This window comes from Deminuibacter soli (assembly GCF_003412455.1).
Classification (GTDB): Bacteria; Bacteroidota; Bacteroidia; order Chitinophagales; family Chitinophagaceae; genus Deminuibacter; species Deminuibacter soli.
On sequence record NZ_QTJU01000005.1, the window covers coordinates 74,328 to 94,186 of the forward strand.

Consider the following 19,859-nt stretch of genomic DNA (forward strand, 5'->3'; position numbering starts at 1 on the left):
TTGACCATTAACGGTAATGCGGATGTACAGATTTTTTTCCCCTTTGTACTCCTTTCCGTTCCCCCAAAACAGAACTGAAAGATTTGGATTTACTTTCATACCCACAATTTTTTTGATGAATAAACAGCTACAACCCTTATTGGGGCTGCAACACGTTCTTTCCCAAAAAGCTCTAGCATACTTTTCCAAGAAATTCGGTTAGTAAATTTAAGGTTGGAGCGTACTAACCGAAATAGCTACCGACTTAGGTAGATTTAAACAGAATTAAGCAGATTACCTTTTTATTGTAGGACGGGCAGTTACGTCTAAAAAAACAAAAAAGGAGCCATATAGGCTCCTCTTGCGGACCGGACGGGACTCGAACCCGCGACCTCCGCCGTGACAGGGCGGCATTCTAACCAACTGAACTACCGATCCTTATGTTCCCTTTTTCCAGCATTTCCGTTACCGTTGTACCGTTTTGGGAGTGCAAATATAGGGGGATTTGTTTCTTTCAAACAAAATTAAGCCTGCTTTTTTTCAAAAAAACAGTACCAGCTGCAGGCAAACCCATTTCATTATCGCCAGAAACGTTTGCAGGCAACGGTTTCATGCGGTACACCAGCCCATTTTTGCATAAACTTCCCTCCCATAGCTTCACCCATAACCTTGTTGCAGCAGAAACCATATACGACGCATGCGATGCATCCGTATAGCGCGCCATCAAAACCAGGTTGCAGGAGTTGCACAAACAGATTCCTTACCTGAACAACCTCATTAATGACATAACCCGGCAGGCGCTTATGAACAAAATTCAAACCCGCAATGCCTGCCTGGATGAGGATTCTACCATGCGTGATGAAAAATTCCTGATATGCCAGCCGGAAGTGGCTGCAGGTTCGGCTAACCGGTATTGCATCGTACCTGGGTATTAGGCCGCAATCACTTAGCCGCATCCGCAAGAATATGCGGTAACTTTACTTTTAACAATTGTTACGTGCAGGCTCGCACAGGGTTTGCATTTGCACTTCAACATCCAATAAAAACAACAAGATGAACAATACTACCATCGGCTGGATTGGTCTCGGCAACATGGGCAACCCCATGTCTCAGCAATTGATTAAGGCAGGTTATGCGGTAACGGTGTACAACCGCAGTAAAGACAAAGCAGCAACCATTCAATCACTCGGCGCAGCCACAGCAAACACGCCACAGCAATTGCTGCAACAAACAGATACCGTGTTTATCATGGTATCGAACGATGCAGCCATTGAAGATATTTTCGACGGACCAACCGGTTTACTGGCAGCCGGCGTTAAGGGCAAACTCATCATCAACATGAGCACGGTATCGCCTGCCATCAGCAAGGAAATGGCCGCACAATGCGCTGCACAGGGTAATGTGTACCTTGATGCACCGGTATCGGGCAGCGTAAAACAGGCGCAGGATGCACAGCTCGTGATTATGGTGGGCGGAGAAAAAGATGCGTTTGAAAAAGCCAAACCCATACTCGACAAGTTGGGCAAGTTAACCATGCACATTGGCAGCACGGGCGCAGGCAATACCGCCAAGCTGGCCATTAACCTGTTGCTGGGCATGCATGCGCAGGCCTTGGCCGAGGCACTTACTTTTGCACAACAGCACGGGGTGCAGGCTGCAGATTTCACTGCCATTCTCAACAATAGCACGTTGGGTAACCCATTTGCCAAAATCAAGGGCGAAGCTATTCTCAACAACAATTACCAGGCAGCATTTGCATTAAAACACATTGCCAAAGACCTGCGCCTGGCCAAGGCAGAAGGTTTCAGCACACCGCTGGCCGCTACTGCCTTACAAACCTACCAGCAGGCCGAAGCTGCCTTTGGCGAGGAAGATATTATCGCGGTGATTAAACAGTTCGCTAAATAACTGATTCAGTAATTTATACAAGCAATACACTATGCCTTATCTGCAACTGGAAGTAACCCGCAGCTACCCTGCCGCGGTAAAACAACAACTCGCTAAACGTATGGGCGAAACATACGCTGAAATTATGCAGGCAGATGTTAAGCGCGTTACAGTGTCTATACGTGAACTTGGTGAAGGATCGGTATGGCGCTGCACAGATGACGAACCTGTGCCTGGCGCACTGCTGATGCTGGATATACGCGCCGGCAGACCGAAAGAAACACGCGCCCTGCTCGCCAAAACATTAATTGATCTTTGCACTGAAACACTGCAACTGGCCGTTAACCAGCTGAATGTTGAGTTCACGCAGCATACGGGAGACGAAATGTACCATGCACGCTTCGGCGGTTTCAGCAACGATTGGTCACCTGATGAAACAACAAGGCCTTAACCCCCACCATCATTGCAGGCAAAGTCTTTTAAGCACTGCTGCGTTTTTACCAAATGGTCCGGTGATCGCTGCTGGCATACTTTTTTATCTGCTAAAAGAAAAAGTTTATGTCAGACAACACAAAATTGGCCGGCCAGAGAGACAGAAGCCAGGTTGCCGCCAATCAGGATTATGAATTAAAGTACCTGGCTGACAAATACCTTGTTTCAAAAGATGCAGTTAAGCAGGCCATTCAACAGGTAGGGAACGACAGAAGGAAAGTAGAAGATTACCTGAGCAAACACAAATAGTAATTGATTATCAATTACCAGCAACCATCTCAATGTTACCTTTTTATAGCCCTGTACAAAGCCGGCCAAAATGCCGGCTTTGTTGTGTATGCTATCACCGGGAAAGCAATACCAGCCTGCATTGTGTAGCCACGTGTGGATTTTTTACACAATCCGGGCATAAAATAAACGATGCCTGTCCTTTTGCCCCGTTACAGGCAAAAGACAGGCATGTTAATATATGCGTAAACTAAGCAAGCCGTTGAACAGCTCAAAAGCTAAAATATCGATCCTTTGTTATACTTTTTATAAGTAACCGTTACAGGAAGCGCCGTTCACTCCCCGCCAATTTTAAACGTTTAAAGCACCTTTTAGCTGCAAGCTACGAGCTACGAGCCGCAAGCCTGTTTAGAGCAAACCACCGCTGGCGAAAGTAAAGCAGTTATTTAATACCCGCTTAAATCGTCCCGACATGTCGACGCTCGATTCGAAATTGGTACCCGCTCAGATCACTCACGACATGAGACAGCTGCAAGCTACGAGCTGCAAGCCGCAAGCCTGTTTAGAGCAAACCGCCTCTGGCGTAAAGCAGTTATTTAATACTCGCTTAGATCATCTCGACGTGTCGATTCTCGATTCTCGAAATTGGTACCCGCTCAGATCACTCACGACTGACGCCTCACGATTGACCACTCACCCCTTCCACACCCAATCAGCCACCTCCGGCATATCCTGCCCATGTTCCTTAATGTAATTGCGATGCCTGATCAGCGTATCCTGCATTTCCTGCTTCAGGTACGCACAGCTGGTGCCCAGTTGCGGCAGCCGCTCAATTACATCCTGCACCAGGCTGAAACGGTCCATCTCGTTCAGCACCGTCATATCAAAAGGCGTGGTAATGGTGCCCTCCTCCTTGTAACCCCGCACATGAATATTGCGGTGATTGGTGCGTTTGTAGGTCAAGCGGTGAATCAGCCACGGGTAACCATGGAACGCGAAGATCACCGGCCTGGTGGCTGTGAACAGCAGGTCAAACGCCGCATCATCCAACCCGTGCGGGTGCTCACTGCTCGATTGCAGTTTCATGAGATCAACTACATTGATCACGCGTATTTTCAACGCCGGTATTTTTTCGCGCAGTATTGAAACAGCTGCGAGTGTTTCCAGCGTGGGCACATCACCGGCACAAGCCATTACAACATCCGGCTCATCACCATCATCGTTGCTGGCCCAGCCCCAGATGCCGATGCCCTTTGTACAATGCAGGATGGCCTGGTCCATGGTAAGCCATTGCGGTGCAGGATGCTTGCCGGCAATGGTCACGTTTACATAATGGCGGCTTCTCAAACAGTGATCCATTACCGATAACAGGCAGTTGGCATCAGGTGGTAAGTACACACGTACAATGCTCGACTTCTTATTTACCACATGATCAATAAAACCAGGATCCTGGTGCGTAAACCCATTGTGATCCTGCCGCCATACATGCGAGGCCAGCAGGTAATTGAGCGATGCAATGCGTATGCGCCAGCTTATTTCTGCCGTTACCTTCAGCCATTTTGCATGCTGGTTAAACATAGAATCGATGATATGAATAAAGGCCTCGTAACTGTTAAACAAACCATGCCTGCCGGTTAACAGGTAACCTTCCAGCCAGCCTTCGCACTGGTGTTCACTCAGCACTTCCATTACACGGCCATCTGTTGCCAACAGTTCATCGTGTTCTTCAATTTTAGCCATCCATTGACGGCTGGTGGCTTCAAATACGGCGTTCAGTTTGTTAGACAGGGTTTCATCCGGACCAAAAATCCGGAAGTTGCGGGAAGACAGATTGGCTTTTACCACATCACGCAAAAATGTTCCGAGTACCGTGGTATCTGATGCTTTGTCTTTCCCGGGTTGCTGCACATCAAAGGCATAGTCCCTGAAATCGGGCATCCGCAGGTCTTTCAGCAATATGCCGCCATTGGCATGCGGGTTGGCGCCCATGCGCCGGAGACCTTTGGGAGCCTGCTCCTGTAACCATTGCTGCAATTTTCCGTTTTCATCAAACAACTCCCAGGGCCGGTAACTTTTCATCCATTCTTCCAGCTGGTTCAATTGTTCTGCATTGCCTGCAGGGTCTGGTATAGGCACCTGGTGTGCCCTGAAGCTGCCTTCTACCGGCAAGCCGTTTACCATCAGCGGACCGGTCCACCCTTTGGGCGAACGCAGGATAATCATGGGCCACATGGGTCTTTCCATATTGTGGTGTTCCCTTGCCTGTTGCTGAATCTCTTGAATGCGTTGTACAATGGTATCCAGTACGGCAGCCATATCATGGTGCATCTGTTCATGATCAGATCCTGACACCATGTACGGCTCCCACCCGTAACCGCGCATCAGGGAATGCAACTCTTCATCGCTGATACGCGCCAGCACAGTTGGGTTCGCAATTTTATACCCGTTCAGGTGAAGGATCGGCAATACCACACCATCATTAACAGGATTCAGGAACTTGTTGGAATGCCAGGCTGTTGCAAGCGGACCTGTTTCTGCCTCACCGTCTCCCACCACGCAGGCCACCACCAGGTCAGGATTATCGAACACCGCACCGAATGCATGACTTAATGAATAACCCAGCTCGCCGCCTTCATGTATAGAACCGGGGCATTCGGGCGATACATGGCTGGGTATGCCACCCGGGAAGGAAAACTGTTTGAACAATTTCTGCAATCCCTGCTCATCCTGGCTAATCGCAGGATAATACTCACTGTACGTACCTTCAAGATAGGTGTTGGCCACCATGGCCGGACCACCATGCCCGGGCCCTGCCACGTAAATCATATTCAGATCATACGCATTGATGATCCGGTTGAGGTGGGCATAAATAAAGTTTTGTCCAGGCGTGGTACCCCAATGCCCCAGCAACATTTTTTTGATATGTGCGGGCTGCAAAGGCTCACGCAGTAAGGGATTCCCGAGCAGGTACATCTGTCCTACCGAAAGATAATTGGCCGCACGCCAGTAGGCATCAATTGCCTGTAACTGCGCATTTTCCATAATGTGGCGATTAAATTTTATGAATGATGTGTAATCAGTGTCAGTGTTTGCTGTGCAATCATGTATTCTTCATTGGTGGCTATTACATATACCGGCACATGGCCGCTGCCGGAAGAAACAAGCAATTCATGTGCATTGTTGCGTGTTTCATCCAGCGTAATACCCAGGTAATTCAGCCCGGCACAAATGCGGGAGCGCACTACCGCTGCGTTCTCACCAATACCGCCTGTAAACACCAGTGCATCCAGTCCGCCCAATGCAGCAGTAAAAGCGCCGATCCATTTTTTTACCTGGTAGCAATACATATTTATTGCAACAGCAGCATTGTCACTGGATGCTTCCTGTTGCAGCAACTCCTGCATATCGGCGCTTGTTTCCGATACACCCAGCAAACCGCAATCATGGTTCAGCAGGTTGTTCAATGCAGCCGGGCTCATTTTTTCATGACGCAGCAAAAAGGAAACAATACCCGGGTCAAGATCACCGGGCCGCGTGCCCATCATAGTGCCACCCGTAGGTGTAAAGCCCATGGTAGTATCGATGCTTTTGCCTGCCTGCACAGCAGCAAGACTTGAGCCATTACCCAAATGCGCGAGAATAACGCGGCCATTGGCAACACTTTCACCAGCCGCCTGCTGCAACTGCTGCAACACGTAGGCGTACGACAAACCATGAAAACCGTAACGGTGTATACCCTGTTTGGCATAACGCCGGGGAATAGGCAGCAGGCGGGCTACAGCCGGTAAACCGGTATGAAAAGCGGTATCAAAACACACCACCTGCGGCAGCCGGGGAAAAATTGATTGCATTTTCTGGATGAGTGCAATTTCGCCGGGCAGGTGATCGGGGTCGTAGGCACTGATATCCCGGAGCGCTTTCAGCAACTGCGCATCTACAAAAGCGGGCTGCGTGTACTGCATGCCATGTACAATGCGGTGACCAATGGCCAGCAGCCTGTTTGCATAAGATTGTTGCTGCAGCCATTCAGCAAAAAATGTAGCAGCAGCCTCCAGGTCTTTTGCCTCGATGTTTTTTTCGGGCTGCTGTGTACCGGATGCCTGTTTAAAGGAAAACCGCGCATGCGCTGTACCAATGCCTTCAATTTTCCCTTTCACCTGCAGCTGCAGGCCCACATTATATAACGCAAACTTAATACTCGACGATCCGCCATTTACCGTTAAAATACTCCCCTGCTCCATAGAAATACAGATTGTAGTAAACAAACACATACATACCGGCACAGGCCGCTATAGCCGTAAACAATCTTATGTAAAGAAAGGTTGGAATACCTGCGGAAGATTCAATGCAAACCATAAACCGGACAGAAAGCGTTAAGCTTATAGCGGATAGGCTGTTTGGCACATACCGCCATCACATTCATCATACAACGTTATCAATGCTTGCAACCGGGCTACAATGTATTCCTGCGGAATATCTTCATCCGGGTTAATCTCTATTGTTTCAAAGTGATTGCGCTTGCGGGTGCCTTCCTGTTGGGGCAGCACGCTTTTATCGGTAACGAAACCAAACAGCAGCTTCTTGCGGTTCACCCATAAAAAAGCCAGTTTGCGGTTGCCGAGGTAAAAGAAAGGGATCTGGAATTTGCGCACATGTGTAATGCGCGCGTCAAGCCGCAGTACAATGGCCTTCAGCGCCAGCAGGCATTCCCGGATGGCTTCCGGCTGTTTGGTATAATACGCTTCCAGCGTTGTTTTCATGCTGCTTATTTCAATACAAATGGGTGTTTTACTTTTTCTTCTCCATTCACAATAACCGACACTTCGTGTTTGCCGGGATAAAACACCCGCGTAGTAATGGCCTTGAACGATTGCCTGCGTGTAACCGTGCAAACCTCGCCAGGCGCATAATCACGCTCACTTACTTTAAACACTTTGCGCGATAACTGGCCGTTGGCCCTGAGATAATAAATGCCATATTCCAGCCGTACCTTTTGTACCTTTTTGCCGGTGTTGGTAATGGTGCAGGTAAAGCTGAGCGAATCACCCATTTTCACATGCTTTTCTGTTACAGTAAAATCGCTTACTGTAATGGCAGTGCCGGTTAATCCATACAGTGCCAGTACTTCAGGGTTACCCTGTTTCAGCAATGTACGGCAGCCATGTTTAACAATGGCATCTGTAGCGGCACTGGTACCTTTCCATTTGCGTGCAATGGATAATGCCACACCGGGATGGTCTTTCGCAATATCATTGAGGTTATTGGCTACGCTTCTGCGAACGGTTTCAGACGGGTCGTTCTTTAAGTTTTCGAGCAGGGGCAGCAATGGTGAGGGATCTTTTTTAAGGGCGGGTATGGCCAGCGCCCAGGGCAAACGCGGGCGGCTGCCTTCACTGGCCAGCCTGCGTACGGCAGCGCTTTTGTGGGTTGACCAGCCGGTCATTACACCGATCATTTCATCCCCATACTTCAGCAGGAAGGGCCGCACGGCAAATTCAGCGCTGATAAATTGCGTGATCTGCTCCAGCGCATACACCGATTCCCTGAAATGATCAATACCGTACATGGCCACATATTCAGGCAGAAAAATATAAGGCAGCAAGCCATCGGAAACACCTGTTTTCACCAGTTCATCTACCAGCTTTACCAGCAGTTTTGCTGCCTTGCCAAACTGCTTCGGCATAAACAGGTGCAATACCTGCGTGGTATGCAGCATACGCTCTTTCCATTCCATGTTTTTGAATGCCGGCGATAGTGCTTTCTTTACAAAACCGGTCTTATCAAACGCGGGTATCACACCAACTGCCACAGCAGCGAGTTCATTATAAAACCTGGCTGAATACACATCCTTAATCAATCCCATACTGCTTGCCTGTACCTTGTTTGCCTGATACGGTACCGAAGGTATTCAAAAACAAAAAACGCGCAAAGCGTATACTAACCAGTTTGATAAACGGCAACCGCTACCGGTTCCAGGCTTTTACCACCTTATGCAGGTTAATACCCTTACCCAGCACGGGTTTAAACAAATCGCCTTCGCGCTTCACACGCTGTATGGCATTTTTTATGGTAAAGTCTTTCATCTGCAGGCCCTTTTTTATTTCCTCCCAATGCAGCGGCATCGATACCGTGGCACCGGGTTTGGGACGCAGTGAATACGGTGCAGCCAGGGTGGCCTTGGGGCGGTTTTGCAGGTAATCAACATACAGTTTGCCTTTGCGGTTGCGTGTCATGCGTTCGATGCTGGTGAACGATGGCAGGCGTTCGTGCACCTGTATGGCAATCATTTTTGCAAACAGCTGGCATTCATCATACGTATATTTCGCTGCAAGCGGTATGTACACATGAATACCGGTTGATCCGGATGTTTTGGCATACCCGGTTATGCCTATCTCATCCAGCACCTGCTTTACCGTTTGCGCAGTTTGAATCACCTGTTCAAAGGTATTACCCTTATCAGGGTCCAGGTCAATCAAACACCAGTCAGGGTGATCCGGCGTTTTCACGGTGCTGTTCCAGGGATTCATTTCAATGGCGCCGAGGTTGGCCATATACAACAAAGCAGCTTCATCGTGCGGCACCAGGAAGTTCTTGTCTTCCCCTTCACTGGTATGATACGGGTATTGCTGTATCCAGTCCGGTGCCTTACCTGTTACATCTTTCTGGTAAAAGCTGTGGCCGTTAATCCCATTCGGAAAGCGGTTAAGCGATTGCGGGCGGTTTGCCAGGTACGGCATTATATACGGTGCTGCCTGGTAGTAATAATTCAGCATATCACGTTTGGTATACCCTTCGGCAGGCCAGTATATTTTGGAGAGATTGGTAAAACTCAGCTCATGACCATTCACCTTGCGTACTTGCGTTGTATCCTTCGGGTTCAGCAGGGTTTTGCGTTGCTGTTCGCCCGATGGTTGCAGCAGCCGTTTGGTTTTGCTGTTTTCTTTCCGGGAAAGTACTTCCTTTGTTTTAACAGCGGTTTCTGCTGTTACTGTTTTGGCAGCTTTGTCTTCCCGCATGCCTTCAAAACTGGGATGCCGCATTACACCATCGCTGGTAATTTCTGCATAACTCACTTCACACACCATTTTGGGCTGCAGCCAGGTAACACGTGCGTGCGGCGGGTTGGGCCTGAAGCGCGAGGGCTTGTTTACATCAGGCACATCGGAGAAAGGGCATGTTTTTATTACCAGCGGTTTAAACTGCTGCATCAGCTGCCGCTGCAGCTGATCATTAAAGCCGGTGCCTATTTTGCCGGTGTATTGCAATTTACCTTTGTTGTAAACACCTACCAGCAGGGAGCTGAAAGCCTTGAGCGAATCATCGTTGCGTGTATAACCGCCAATCACTACTTCATGACGCTTGTGTGTTTTGATCTTCAGCCAGTCACGCGTGCGTTCGCCCGGCAGGTACAGGCTGTCCGCCTTCTTGGCCATAATGCCTTCCATACCCATTTCACCGGCCGCTTTCAGAAAGTCAACGGCAGAAGTCGCAAAGTTTTCACTGAAACGGATAATGCCGCCTGCAGGCACCAATTGTTTCAGCAGCGCACGGCGTTGCACCAATGGCTCATCCATCAGGTTATAACCATCGAGCCAGAGCAGGTCAAATACATAGTACACCAGCTCCCCATCTGCCTCGCTGCGCCAGTTTTGCAATGAACCAAAGTGCGCAATGCCTTTTTCATTGATCACGCAGATTTCACCATCTACCACCGCATTTATGTTCCATTGCTGAACGGCAGTTTGTACAGGATAAAACTTTTCATTAAATAATTTATTGTTGCGTGAGAGCAGGTTTACCTTTTGCCCGTTACACAATGCAATGGCACGGTAGCCATCCCATTTTATCTCGTATAGCCAGCCTTCTTTGTCAAAAGGCTCGTTTACCAGCGTAGCCAGCATGGGCGCTACTGTTTGGGGAAAGGTTGCTTTGGGCGCCCTGAGTGGCTTTGCAGGCTTTTTACCATTCAATACACCTGGCTTCCGCGCACCCTGCTTCCGGGGTGCAGCAATGCCTGTTTTTTTAACCGGATTTTTCTTTGCCGTAACACGGGCGGCCTTTTTGGGTGCTGCTGTTGTTGCCATACTACTTATATGCAAATACCCATGCCAATTAGCTGCACAGGCCCGTGTTGTTAAAAATTTTACCATTTGAGGCGCTGCATGCCCCATCTGTATTGGGTTTGCCCCAACCGCATAAAACCTGCTACACCCTTTTGTAGAAGCGTTGCTACACCCGCATGCCTGTTGCTGCAGTATTGCCCTTGCCCGAACAGCTGCCAGATCGTGGCACGTTTTTGCAGGTACTTCCTGTAAATAACAAATAATCTCGACTTATGGAAAAGAAAAGCACCACCACGCGTAACAGCGGTTTAGCCAGTAACGCAACAAAAGAAACAGCGTCACAAACCAATAAAAAAGCAAACACACAAGACCAGGAAAGCAACAACCACCCGAAGTTGCAGGAGTTTTTTGTCGACAGCCTGAAAGACATCTACTGGGCTGAAAAACACCTGGTAAAAGCATTGGGCAAACTGCAGAAAGCAGCAACTACAGATGAATTAAAAAATGCATTTGGAGAACACCAGTCACAAACCGAAGAGCATGTAACCCGCCTGGAGCAGGTGTTTGAAATAGTTGGAGAAAAGGCCGTTGCTAAAAAATGTGAAGCCATGGATGGCATCACCAAAGAAGCAGATTCAATTGTGGAAGAAACAGAAGAAGATACTTACACCAGGGATGTAGCCCTGATTATGGCTGCACAAAAGGCAGAGCACTATGAAATAGCCACTTACGGCACATTGGTGCAGCTGGCAAAGGTTTTACAGTACGATGATGCGGCAGAATTGCTGAACCAGACACTGGAAGAAGAAAAAGAAACAGATCAGAAGCTGACAGATATTGCAGAATCCAATATCAATAACGAAGCAGAATAACAAATAACCCAGGTGTTCGTATGAATGGCCGGTGACCGTGGAGACACAGTCACCGGCTTTTGTTTGCATTTCATGCTATGCAGCACTACCAGCCCAATTAACCCGCCACTGCATATTTGCTGCCGCCTTTAATTACCGCGTATGATCTTTTCCTTGTGCGCCTTTCCCCAGCTGATCATCTCCAGGATAATATGTCCGAATGAGTAACAATAATCCGTAGCGGAGTATTCCACCTTTGTGGGAGAATCCGGGTTTTCTGTGCGCCTGATTAATTGATTCAGCTCCATTTCCTTCAGTTCACGCGATAACATGCGGGTAGTAATGCCGGGAATACTGCGCTCAATTTCACGGAAACGCCTGTTGCCATTACAAATAGAATTAATGATCGGCAGTTTCCATTTGCCGCCAATCACATAAATGGCATCCTGCAGGGCCTGCACTTCTTCGGCAGCATTGCGCGGGTTCGACAATACGGCTTTTGACCGTTTTTCCATCTTTTTCTGGGCAGCTGTTTTACTGTGTGCTGCGGCTGTTACCGTGGGCGCTTTCTTCATTTTGGTATCATACGTTATACTGATTACAAAGTTATACCATATTAACGACAATGCCGCAAACGGCGTTTAAAGGTTTAACGTTTCAGGTTTAACGTTGAACTTAAGCGAAGATCGAAGCGAACACTTCCTAAAAAAACTTTAAACTTCAAACTAAAAACAGTTTAAAGGTTTAACGTTTCAGGTTTAACGTTGAACTCAAGCGAAGATCGAAGCGAACACTTCCCAAAAAAACTTTAACCTTCAAACTAAAAACAGTTTAAAGGTTTAACGTTTCATGTTTAACGTTGAACTCAAGTGAAGATCGAAGCGAATACACCCCTCAAAAAACTTTAAACTTCAAACTAAAAACAGTTTAAAGGTTTAACGTTTCAGGTTTAACGTTGAACTCAAGCGAAGATCGAAGCGAACACTTCCTAAAAAACTTTAAACTTCAAACCTTAAACTAAAAACAGTTTAAAGGTTTAACGTTGAACTCAAGTGAAGATCGAAGCGAACACACCCTCAAAAAACTTTAAACTTCAAACCTTAAACTAAAAACAGTTTAAAGGCTTAACGTTTCATGTTTAACGTTCAACTCAGCGAAGATCGAAGCGAATACTCCTCAAAAAACTTTAAACGTCAAACTTCAAACTAAAAACAGTTCAAAGGTTTAACGTTTCATGTTTAACGTTGAACTCAATGGAGATCGAGCGAATACTTCTCAAAACTTTAAACTTCAAACCTTAAACTTCAAACTAAAAACAGTTTAAAGGTTTAACGTTGAACTCAACGAAGATCTCAGAATTTCGTTTCTGCAAACACACCTACCGGCCTGATGGGTGGTTCGCCGGCTGCTGTGTTATTGGCAATGAAGGTGAGCAGGTCGCGGTTCAGGGAATCGCGGTTGGTGTAAAACAAGCCATGGGGTGCACCCTGGTAAATAAGGTAAACCGCATCAGGCAACAGGGTGGCTGTTTGGTTGCCGCCGGTTTCGAGCGGAACAGTTTTGTCTGATTCACCATGAATAATAAGTACGGGTACTTTAATGGAAGCCATGTCTTGCCGGAAATCGGTGCCTGCAAAGGAAACTGCGCATTGCTGCGTGGCCAGGGGCGAGGCAAAACCAGCAATGGTACGGTAATGATCCAGCATGGGTGTGCTTACCGGGTGGTAAATCAGGCTGATGCCGAAAAAGGCTTTGCCGAAACTATCGAGAAAGGCAATGCGGTCTTCTTTTATTCCCTTTAGCATACCGTCAAAAACAGCCTGTTCCACACCATGCGGATTATCGGCCGTTTTGAGCATAAACGGTGTAACGGAGCTGATGAGTACTATTTTGGCAATGCGTGCAGTGCCATACTTCGCACAATAGCGTACCACTTCACCGCCGCCCATCGAAAAACCTACCAATACTGCATTTTGCAGGTCCAGGTGTTCCAGTAAAGCATGCAGGTCGGCCGTGAGTGTATCATAATCATAGCCTGCTGCAGGGCGTGATGATTTGCCAAACCCTCTCCTGTCGTAAGTAATGCAGCGCAGGCCATGCTGCAGCAGTTCATTTACCTGGTACTCCCACATATCACCGCTGTATGGCCAGCCATGTATCAGTACAACAGGCTGTCCGCTGCCAAGGTCTTCGTAGTGTATGTGAACGGGTTCGTGTTGCGATGGTTCATTGTTAATGGTAATAAAGCTCATGAGATACGGTTTTACAGCAACTGTTGAAAAAAGCATACCATAGCAGCAAACCCTACAGTTATGGCATTGAACGCTACAGGCCCTGCGGCTATTTTCAACACCGCGGTTAAATCTGTGGCCAAAAGCGGGCAATGGCCGGGATTGCTGTTAAATAGGCATAGGTTTCAAACGGATGGTATCCGTATGCACCACGCTGCCGGTGTGTTGCGCGCCATACACGTTTACATCAATGGTATCAATAAAATAGCCATTCTTTTTCAGCAGCACCACACGGCCATCTGGCCCTGCTTTACCCGGCTCATCACCCGGCCAGCTAATTCTTCTTTGTGTAACAGGCGGAATAGCAAAACGGCCCTGTGTATCAGACAAACCATATACAACGCCGCCCGGACTTTCAATTTGCACGGCACTTAAACAGGTATTGGTTACGCTGTCTGTTACTACCGCTTCTATACCCGGGCGAAGGGTAACGGTAGTACAATGGGCAAACAGGCTAATACAAAACACAAGGCAGGATGTTCGTTTATACATCGGCATTCATCATTGATTAGAAAAGCAGGTTATATTCTATAACAACATTAACGCGGAATGGTTTTTTGCCTATCTTACCACCATATCTTATTTTATTGCTGAATAACGAACCATGCACCGACTTACCTTAGCCCGTATATATATCTGTATTTGCTTTGCTGCAATGCTGCTGCCCGCAGCAGCTTACAGCCAGTCCAAAGCCCCGCAAACCAACGCCGGTACTGCCCTGCACCTGTTACCTGTAAAAAACATGCGGAACGACTTAACCCTGTTATGGCAGGCCATACAGCACATGCACCCGGCATACGGACTGTATTACCCGGCCGATTCCCTGCAGCTGCTGTACCGGCAAACCCTTGCTGCAATGGATACGCCTGCAACCGAATCTGCATTTATGAGCCATATATACCCCCTGCTTAGCAAACTCGCCTGCGGACATACACAGTTAAAACATTCAGCAGGCTATACAAGGGTACCCAGCCCTCACCTGCCCTTTGAAGTACTGGCGCAGCATCACCGCGCCTGGGTTACCACGCACCAGGTAAATACCATTGCCACAGGCGATGAAATACACAGCATTAATGGTATAGATGTAAAACATATTATTGCACATGGGTATAACCTGTACGCAGGCGATGGCTATAACGAAACCTTTAAAGAATTATTCCTGAGCGAATACGATGGGTTTGAAGATGCATGTAACGACTTACACCTGCAACCACCCTACCGGCTGGTACTTACCACAAAAGATGGCGTGCATAAGCAGGTTACAGTAAGCATGCCGGCAGGCAATGCAACAATGCCCGCAACAGCAGCACAATCAAACGCTGTCAGCAACTGGATAACAGATACCACCATTGCAGATGGCCGCCTGCAGTTTTTGAAACACCAGCCTGTTGCCTGGTTCAGGGCAGGCGCTTACCAGTACAGCGATACCCTGCTTTTTAAAGAGGTATTTCAACACGTACACGATGCACACACCCGCACCCTGATACTGGATTTGCGCCACAATACCGGCGGTGACATACGCGTGGCAGCGAAACTATTGTCCTACCTCGCAGATGCTCCCTACCACATGATCAGCCGTATGGAATCGCGCATTCCCAACCCCGCAATAAATGGTTTTGAACAATATTTTGATACCGACCGCACAGCCGGTTTCAATGAAGGCTTTTATGCAGGTAAACAGGCCGGCAACTGGTACCAGGTAAATTTTAAGCCGGCCTTTGGCGATGTAGCTGCCACACTCCCGTTAAGCACCGTTGATCATTTTGATGGCCGCTTACTGGTATTGATTGATGGTGCAACCTTTTCCGCGGGCGCGCACACCGCAGCGGCCATCCGGGCACAATGCAGAAACGCCCGTTTCATAGGCCGCGAAACAGCAGGCAATGAAGAAGGCTGCAGCGGCGGCACTATTCAGCATTTCACCTTGCCCAATACCGGTATTGTTGTGGAGTTTCCCTGGATGCGCGTAGTATCTGTAGCCCAACACCCGGTACCCGGCCGCGGTGTTATGCCCGATGACACCGTAGAGTACACTGCAGCGGATATTGTACAACAAAATGACCTGGATATACAACGGGCATTGTTGCTGGTTGAAAAGTATATGCCATGAACGGCGTGTTCGCGGAGAACTTTTCTGGATGTCAGTGAGTGCTCATCGCTATTCCATCAGCCCTTCGGCCAGTTTGTCTTTCAGATCGTTTACCCTGTCCTGGCCGGTGATTTCATTTACCAGTATTACGATGCCGGTATTGTTTGCAGGGTATAATACACAGATCGAATTAAAACCAGTGCCTTCATGGCCGCTGTGTAACAGGTAGTGGTGTTGCTGCGCATCAATACCTTTAAACCAGCCCAAACCCAGTTCTGTATCTGCATCTTTAAAAGTAGTGGTATGTGCCAGCTGCACTGCACTGTTGTGTTCGTTTAAATTCCATTGTATAAACTTTACCATGTCTGCAGCGGTAGACAACAGGCTGGGCGCAGCCCTGAAACCTTTGTCAACGATGAACGGCAATGCTTTCCCGTTTTCATCATAACCTTGTACCACGCGGTCTTGCTGTGCTGCATACAGCGTTAAACGCGAATCATGCATATTCAGACTGTCGCGCAGAAACTGCGTAAGCAGTGTTTCATATGGCTGGTGATACACCTTTTCCATAATCGCCATCAATACCATCATACCATTGCCATTGTACCTTAATTTTGTGCCGGGTACGGTGTCCAGCACAAAATGATGCATGTCTTTAATAAGACTGTCTGCCGTGTAGGCCCTGTACCAGTCACCGAAGCGTTGCGGATCGAGCTTCAGAACACTGTCGAGATAAGCATCAGCATACGTGCGCGACATACCGGGCATGGCCGAAGTATGATTGGCCAGGTGTACCACGCGCACAGGCTGCTGCCGGTAAACGAGGTTGGGATATTTGCCGGGCAGGTATTTCCGGATATCTTCATTCAGCTGCAGGCGGCTGGCCACCACTGCCCTTGCGGCCATGGAACACAGAAACACTTTGGCCACTGAGCCTATGCCGTAAACACTTTCGCTGGTGGGCAATGCGCCGGCACCCTTGTGGTAATTATAAAAATAAACATGCCCGTTTTGCACAATACCGATGGATAGCGAATTGGCATGCGGATGTTGCATATACGCAGATGCAGCAGTTTGCACCAGGCTGTCCAGCCGGGTTTGCTGCCTGTTGTCAGCAATCAATGTAGTATCCGTAAAAGGCGCTGCATGCGCACCTGCATATTCCAGTAAAAGGAGAATGGCGAGTAAAGCGGTTATGGTTTTCATACGTGCATGAAAATACAACGAATGTATCATTTGCTTGGTGGCAGCACCTGTTTTCAGGTAATATTACCCGGAAGCAGGTAGTGCACAATGCCATCCCGGCGCATGCAACCGCACGGCATAATCTTTGACACGGCTTGGTATGCGTCAGGATAAATCACACAACGATACTTCTTCCTTCCGGGGCTTTGTTCATGTGCGCGGTGCGCGCGAGCACAATCTCAAAAACATCAATGTACAAATACCGCGCGATGCACTGGTGGTGTTTACCGGTGTTTCCGGCTCAGGCAAATCATCACTCGCCTTTGGTACTTTGTATGCCGAAGCACAGCGCCGTTATCTTGAATCGGTATCGCCTTATGCAAGAAGGCTGTTTAACCAGATGGCCATTCCCGAGGTAGACGAAATTGAAGGACTGCCACCTGCCATTGCCCTGCAGCAACAGCGCGGTGCAGCATCCACACGTTCATCTGTTGGCAGTGTAACCACTTTGTCGAACCTGCTGCGCATGCTGTATTCAAGAGCCGGTGATTATCCTGCCGGGCAACCCATTATTTATGCAGAAGCGTTTTCTCCCAATACGCCCGAAGGCGCATGCCCTGCATGCCACGGCCTGGGCAGGGTGTACGAGGTAACAGAAAAATCAATGGTGCCCGATGATTCGCTCACCATCCGCGAGCGGGCCATTGCTGCATGGCCTACGGCCTGGCAAGGACAAAACCTGCGGGAAATACTCATGACACTTGGTTATGATGTTGACAAACCCTGGCGCGACCTGCCGCAGAAAGACCGTGACTGGATACTGTTTACCGAAGAGCAACCCGTTGTACCCGTTTATTCCGGCTTTGACGCGGCACAGGTAAAACAGGCACTCAAAAGCAAGATGACACCAAGTTATATGGGCACATTCACCGGCGCCAAACGGTACGTGCTGCATACGTTTGCCAATACGCAAAGCCAGTTGATGAAAAAACGCGTGCTGCAATACATGCTCAGCAGCGAATGCCCGCTTTGCAAAGGCAAGCGTTTGCGGAAGGAATCATTGACCGTAAAATTTGCGGGGCTGGATATTGCAGATATGTCCGGCGTGCCGCTGTCGAAACTGCACAGCATCTTTCTGCCCTATGCAGAAGGCAATACTAAAACCACCAGGTTAGCAGCAGAACACCCCGAGAAACAAATGGTCACCCAACGCATTGCACAGGACATGATTGCACGGCTCAATGTGATACTGGATCTCGGGCTGGGCTATCTTACCATTGAAAGAAGCACCCCGACACTCTCCCCCGGCGAACTGCAACGCCTGCGACTGGCCACGCAGGTGCGCTCCAATTTATTTGGTGTGGTGTATGTGCTCGATGAGCCCTCTGCGGGTTTGCACCCTGCCGACACAGAGGCGCTGCTGCGCGCACTTGACCGGCTAAAGGCGGCAGGCAATTCCCTGTTCGTGGTAGAACATGAAGTGGATGTAATACGGCATGCAGACTGGATTGTAGACATTGGCCCGAAAGCAGGTGAACTGGGCGGAGAAGTATTGTACAGCGGTCCGCCGGATGGCCTGAAACAAATTGAACCCTCCAGTACACGACATTATATTTACAACAACCATCCCCTGGCAATCAGCAGAAACCGTGCCCCCAAAGGATGGCTGAAGCTGGAAGATGTGACGCGCAACAACCTGCACCAGTTGCGGGTAGATTTTCCGCTGGGTGTATTTACCAGTGTCACCGGCATTTCCGGCTCAGGCAAAAGCAGTTTAATCAGCCAGGCACTGGTAGAACTGGTGGCCGCACAACTGGGCCAGGATATAGCCGAAACACCCGAAGATGAAACAGCTTTGCTGGAACAGGAAACGGTTACCGTAAGCGGCAGGATAACTGCAGGTATGGAGGCCGTTAAACGCCTGGTGGTGGTTGATCAGAAACCCATTGGCCGTACGCCGCGCTCTAACCTGGCCACGTATACAGGACTGTTTGATCATGTAAGAAAATTGTTTGCCAACACTCCCATGGCTAAAAAGCGCAAGTATGATGCAGGACGTTTTTCTTTTAATGTGGGCAAAGGCAGGTGCCCGCATTGCGAAGGCGAAGGCTTTGTAATGGTAGAGTTGTTGTTTCTGCCAAGCGTATACGCACCCTGCCCTACCTGCCATGGCACACGCTACAACAGCAAAACGCTGGAGGTGTTATACAAGGAAAAAAACATCGCGGAAGTATTAAACATGACAGTAGATGCGGCAGCGGAATTTTTCGCGGCAGCGCCTGCTATGTACCGCGCACTGGATGTGGTAAAACAGGTGGGATTGGGTTACCTGCGGCTTGGTCAGCCTGCTACAGAACTATCGGGCGGCGAAGCACAGCGTATTAAACTGGCCACCGAATTGCAGCGCACCCAACATGGCAATACTTTATATATACTGGATGAGCCAACCACCGGCCTGCACCCTTCAGACGTTGAAAAACTGCTGGTGCAGCTGGATAAACTGGTAGAACAGGGCAATACTGTAATTGTGGTAGAGCATGACATGCATGTAATTGCTGCAAGTGACTGGATTATCGATATTGGTCCGGGTGCAGGTGAGCTCGGCGGCAAGGTAGTGGTGGCAGGAACGCCCGCAACCGTAGCCGCTGCTGCGAAAAGCAAAACAGCAGGTTACCTTAAGAAGTATGTGAACAACAGGTAAAACCGCATTGTCGCGAACACATCCTGCATTTGACCCGAACGCCGCCATGGTTTGATGGAAGACAGCTGCAAGCTCGACATGTCGATGTCTCGA

General features: G+C 48.7%; 16 protein-coding genes and 1 tRNA gene. 7 read left to right on the forward strand and 10 right to left on the reverse strand.

The annotated features are described in order from the left end of the window. Window positions 1-343 precede the first annotated feature (343 nt). Window positions 344-417 (reverse strand) — tRNA-Asp (locus DXN05_RS14700). A gap of 365 nt (window positions 418-782) precedes the next feature. Here DXN05_RS14700 and DXN05_RS25155 point away from each other — a divergent pair. The 4 genes from DXN05_RS25155 to DXN05_RS14725 all read left to right on the forward strand — a co-directional run bounded on the left by DXN05_RS25155 (window position 783) and on the right by DXN05_RS14725 (window position 2,607). Then, window positions 783-914 (forward strand): hypothetical protein, encoded by a 132-nt coding sequence (locus tag DXN05_RS25155; protein ID WP_262511506.1) that lies wholly within the window; start codon window positions 783-785, stop codon window positions 912-914. 55 nt (window positions 915-969) lie between these two features. Continuing rightward, on the forward strand, window positions 970-1,887 hold the full coding sequence (locus tag DXN05_RS14715) for an NAD(P)-dependent oxidoreductase (RefSeq protein WP_262511507.1): 918 nt from the start codon (window positions 970-972) through the stop codon (window positions 1,885-1,887). Window positions 1,888-1,918: 31 nt separating this feature from the next. After that, complete coding sequence (locus DXN05_RS14720; RefSeq protein ID WP_116848039.1) at window positions 1,919-2,317, forward strand: tautomerase family protein; 399 nt, start codon at window positions 1,919-1,921, stop codon at window positions 2,315-2,317. Between the two features lie 107 nt (window positions 2,318-2,424). Continuing rightward, a complete protein-coding gene (locus DXN05_RS14725) occupies window positions 2,425-2,607 on the forward strand; it encodes a DUF3606 domain-containing protein (protein ID WP_116848040.1) in 183 nt (60 codons plus the stop codon). 672 nt (window positions 2,608-3,279) lie between these two features. Here DXN05_RS14725 and DXN05_RS14730 read toward each other — a convergent pair. The 5 genes from DXN05_RS14730 to ligD all read right to left on the reverse strand — a co-directional run bounded on the left by DXN05_RS14730 (window position 3,280) and on the right by ligD (window position 10,670). Continuing rightward, window positions 3,280-5,628 (reverse strand): phosphoketolase family protein, encoded by a 2,349-nt coding sequence (locus DXN05_RS14730; protein ID WP_116848041.1) that lies wholly within the window; start codon window positions 5,626-5,628, stop codon window positions 3,280-3,282. A gap of 17 nt (window positions 5,629-5,645) precedes the next feature. Beyond that, window positions 5,646-6,827 carry an acetate/propionate family kinase gene (locus DXN05_RS14735; protein WP_116848042.1) on the reverse strand — a complete coding sequence of 394 codons (1,182 nt, stop codon included), beginning with the start codon at window positions 6,825-6,827 and terminating at the stop codon, window positions 5,646-5,648. Window positions 6,828-6,965: 138 nt separating this feature from the next. Continuing rightward, a complete protein-coding gene (locus DXN05_RS14740; RefSeq protein WP_116848043.1) occupies window positions 6,966-7,346 on the reverse strand; it encodes a DUF1801 domain-containing protein in 381 nt (126 codons plus the stop codon). 5 nt (window positions 7,347-7,351) lie between these two features. After that, on the reverse strand, window positions 7,352-8,449 hold the full coding sequence (locus DXN05_RS14745; protein WP_116848044.1) for a DNA alkylation repair protein: 1,098 nt from the start codon (window positions 8,447-8,449) through the stop codon (window positions 7,352-7,354). 100 nt (window positions 8,450-8,549) lie between these two features. Further along, window positions 8,550-10,670, reverse strand: a complete 2,121-nt coding sequence (ligD, locus tag DXN05_RS14750) for a DNA ligase D (protein WP_245975219.1) — start codon at window positions 10,668-10,670, stop codon at window positions 8,550-8,552. Between the two features lie 251 nt (window positions 10,671-10,921). Here ligD and DXN05_RS14755 point away from each other — a divergent pair, with 251 nt between their 5' ends. Then, window positions 10,922-11,521 (forward strand): YciE/YciF ferroxidase family protein, encoded by a 600-nt coding sequence (locus DXN05_RS14755; protein ID WP_116848045.1) that lies wholly within the window; start codon window positions 10,922-10,924, stop codon window positions 11,519-11,521. 128 nt (window positions 11,522-11,649) lie between these two features. Here DXN05_RS14755 and DXN05_RS14760 read toward each other — a convergent pair whose 3' ends face one another. The 3 genes from DXN05_RS14760 to DXN05_RS14770 all read right to left on the reverse strand — a co-directional run bounded on the left by DXN05_RS14760 (window position 11,650) and on the right by DXN05_RS14770 (window position 14,283). Then, window positions 11,650-12,075, reverse strand: a complete 426-nt coding sequence (locus DXN05_RS14760; protein ID WP_245975220.1) for a winged helix-turn-helix transcriptional regulator — start codon at window positions 12,073-12,075, stop codon at window positions 11,650-11,652. A gap of 777 nt (window positions 12,076-12,852) precedes the next feature. After that, window positions 12,853-13,752 (reverse strand): alpha/beta fold hydrolase, encoded by a 900-nt coding sequence (locus tag DXN05_RS14765; RefSeq protein ID WP_116848046.1) that lies wholly within the window; start codon window positions 13,750-13,752, stop codon window positions 12,853-12,855. Between the two features lie 147 nt (window positions 13,753-13,899). Further along, window positions 13,900-14,283 carry a hypothetical protein gene (locus DXN05_RS14770; RefSeq protein WP_147313926.1) on the reverse strand — a complete coding sequence of 128 codons (384 nt, stop codon included), beginning with the start codon at window positions 14,281-14,283 and terminating at the stop codon, window positions 13,900-13,902. 112 nt (window positions 14,284-14,395) lie between these two features. Between DXN05_RS14770 and DXN05_RS14775 the strand changes: the two genes are divergently transcribed. Beyond that, window positions 14,396-15,901, forward strand: coding sequence for a S41 family peptidase (locus DXN05_RS14775; protein ID WP_116848048.1), 1,506 nt, complete (start codon window positions 14,396-14,398; stop codon window positions 15,899-15,901). Between the two features lie 48 nt (window positions 15,902-15,949). Here the strand turns inward: DXN05_RS14775 and DXN05_RS14780 are convergent, their stop codons facing one another. Further along, on the reverse strand, window positions 15,950-17,086 hold the full coding sequence (locus DXN05_RS14780) for a serine hydrolase domain-containing protein (RefSeq protein ID WP_158559264.1): 1,137 nt from the start codon (window positions 17,084-17,086) through the stop codon (window positions 15,950-15,952). 139 nt (window positions 17,087-17,225) lie between these two features. Between DXN05_RS14780 and uvrA the strand changes: the two genes are divergently transcribed. Next, window positions 17,226-19,766 carry an excinuclease ABC subunit UvrA gene (uvrA, locus tag DXN05_RS14785; RefSeq protein ID WP_116848050.1) on the forward strand — a complete coding sequence of 847 codons (2,541 nt, stop codon included), beginning with the start codon at window positions 17,226-17,228 and terminating at the stop codon, window positions 19,764-19,766. Window positions 19,767-19,859 lie beyond the last annotated feature (93 nt).

Coding starts and splice junctions, on each gene's coding strand:
- DXN05_RS14720 (WP_116848039.1), top strand. CDS start 1,919: ATGCCTTATCTGCAACTGGAAGTAACCCGCAGCTACCCTGCCGCGGTA.
- DXN05_RS14735 (WP_116848042.1), bottom strand. CDS start 6,827: ATGGAGCAGGGGAGTATTTTAACGGTAAATGGCGGATCGTCGAGTATT.
- DXN05_RS14780 (WP_158559264.1), bottom strand. CDS start 17,086: ATGAAAACCATAACCGCTTTACTCGCCATTCTCCTTTTACTGGAATAT.
- DXN05_RS14740 (WP_116848043.1), bottom strand. CDS start 7,346: ATGAAAACAACGCTGGAAGCGTATTATACCAAACAGCCGGAAGCCATC.
- DXN05_RS14760 (WP_245975220.1), bottom strand. CDS start 12,075: ATGAAGAAAGCGCCCACGGTAACAGCCGCAGCACACAGTAAAACAGCT.
- DXN05_RS14775 (WP_116848048.1), top strand. CDS start 14,396: ATGCACCGACTTACCTTAGCCCGTATATATATCTGTATTTGCTTTGCT.
- DXN05_RS14745 (WP_116848044.1), bottom strand. CDS start 8,449: ATGGGATTGATTAAGGATGTGTATTCAGCCAGGTTTTATAATGAACTC.
- uvrA (WP_116848050.1), top strand. CDS start 17,226: ATGCGTCAGGATAAATCACACAACGATACTTCTTCCTTCCGGGGCTTT.
- DXN05_RS14730 (WP_116848041.1), bottom strand. CDS start 5,628: ATGGAAAATGCGCAGTTACAGGCAATTGATGCCTACTGGCGTGCGGCC.
- DXN05_RS25155 (WP_262511506.1), top strand. CDS start 783: ATGAACAAAATTCAAACCCGCAATGCCTGCCTGGATGAGGATTCTACC.
- DXN05_RS14755 (WP_116848045.1), top strand. CDS start 10,922: ATGGAAAAGAAAAGCACCACCACGCGTAACAGCGGTTTAGCCAGTAAC.
- DXN05_RS14770 (WP_147313926.1), bottom strand. CDS start 14,283: ATGTATAAACGAACATCCTGCCTTGTGTTTTGTATTAGCCTGTTTGCC.
- DXN05_RS14765 (WP_116848046.1), bottom strand. CDS start 13,752: ATGAGCTTTATTACCATTAACAATGAACCATCGCAACACGAACCCGTT.
- DXN05_RS14725 (WP_116848040.1), top strand. CDS start 2,425: ATGTCAGACAACACAAAATTGGCCGGCCAGAGAGACAGAAGCCAGGTT.
- ligD (WP_245975219.1), bottom strand. CDS start 10,670: ATGGCAACAACAGCAGCACCCAAAAAGGCCGCCCGTGTTACGGCAAAG.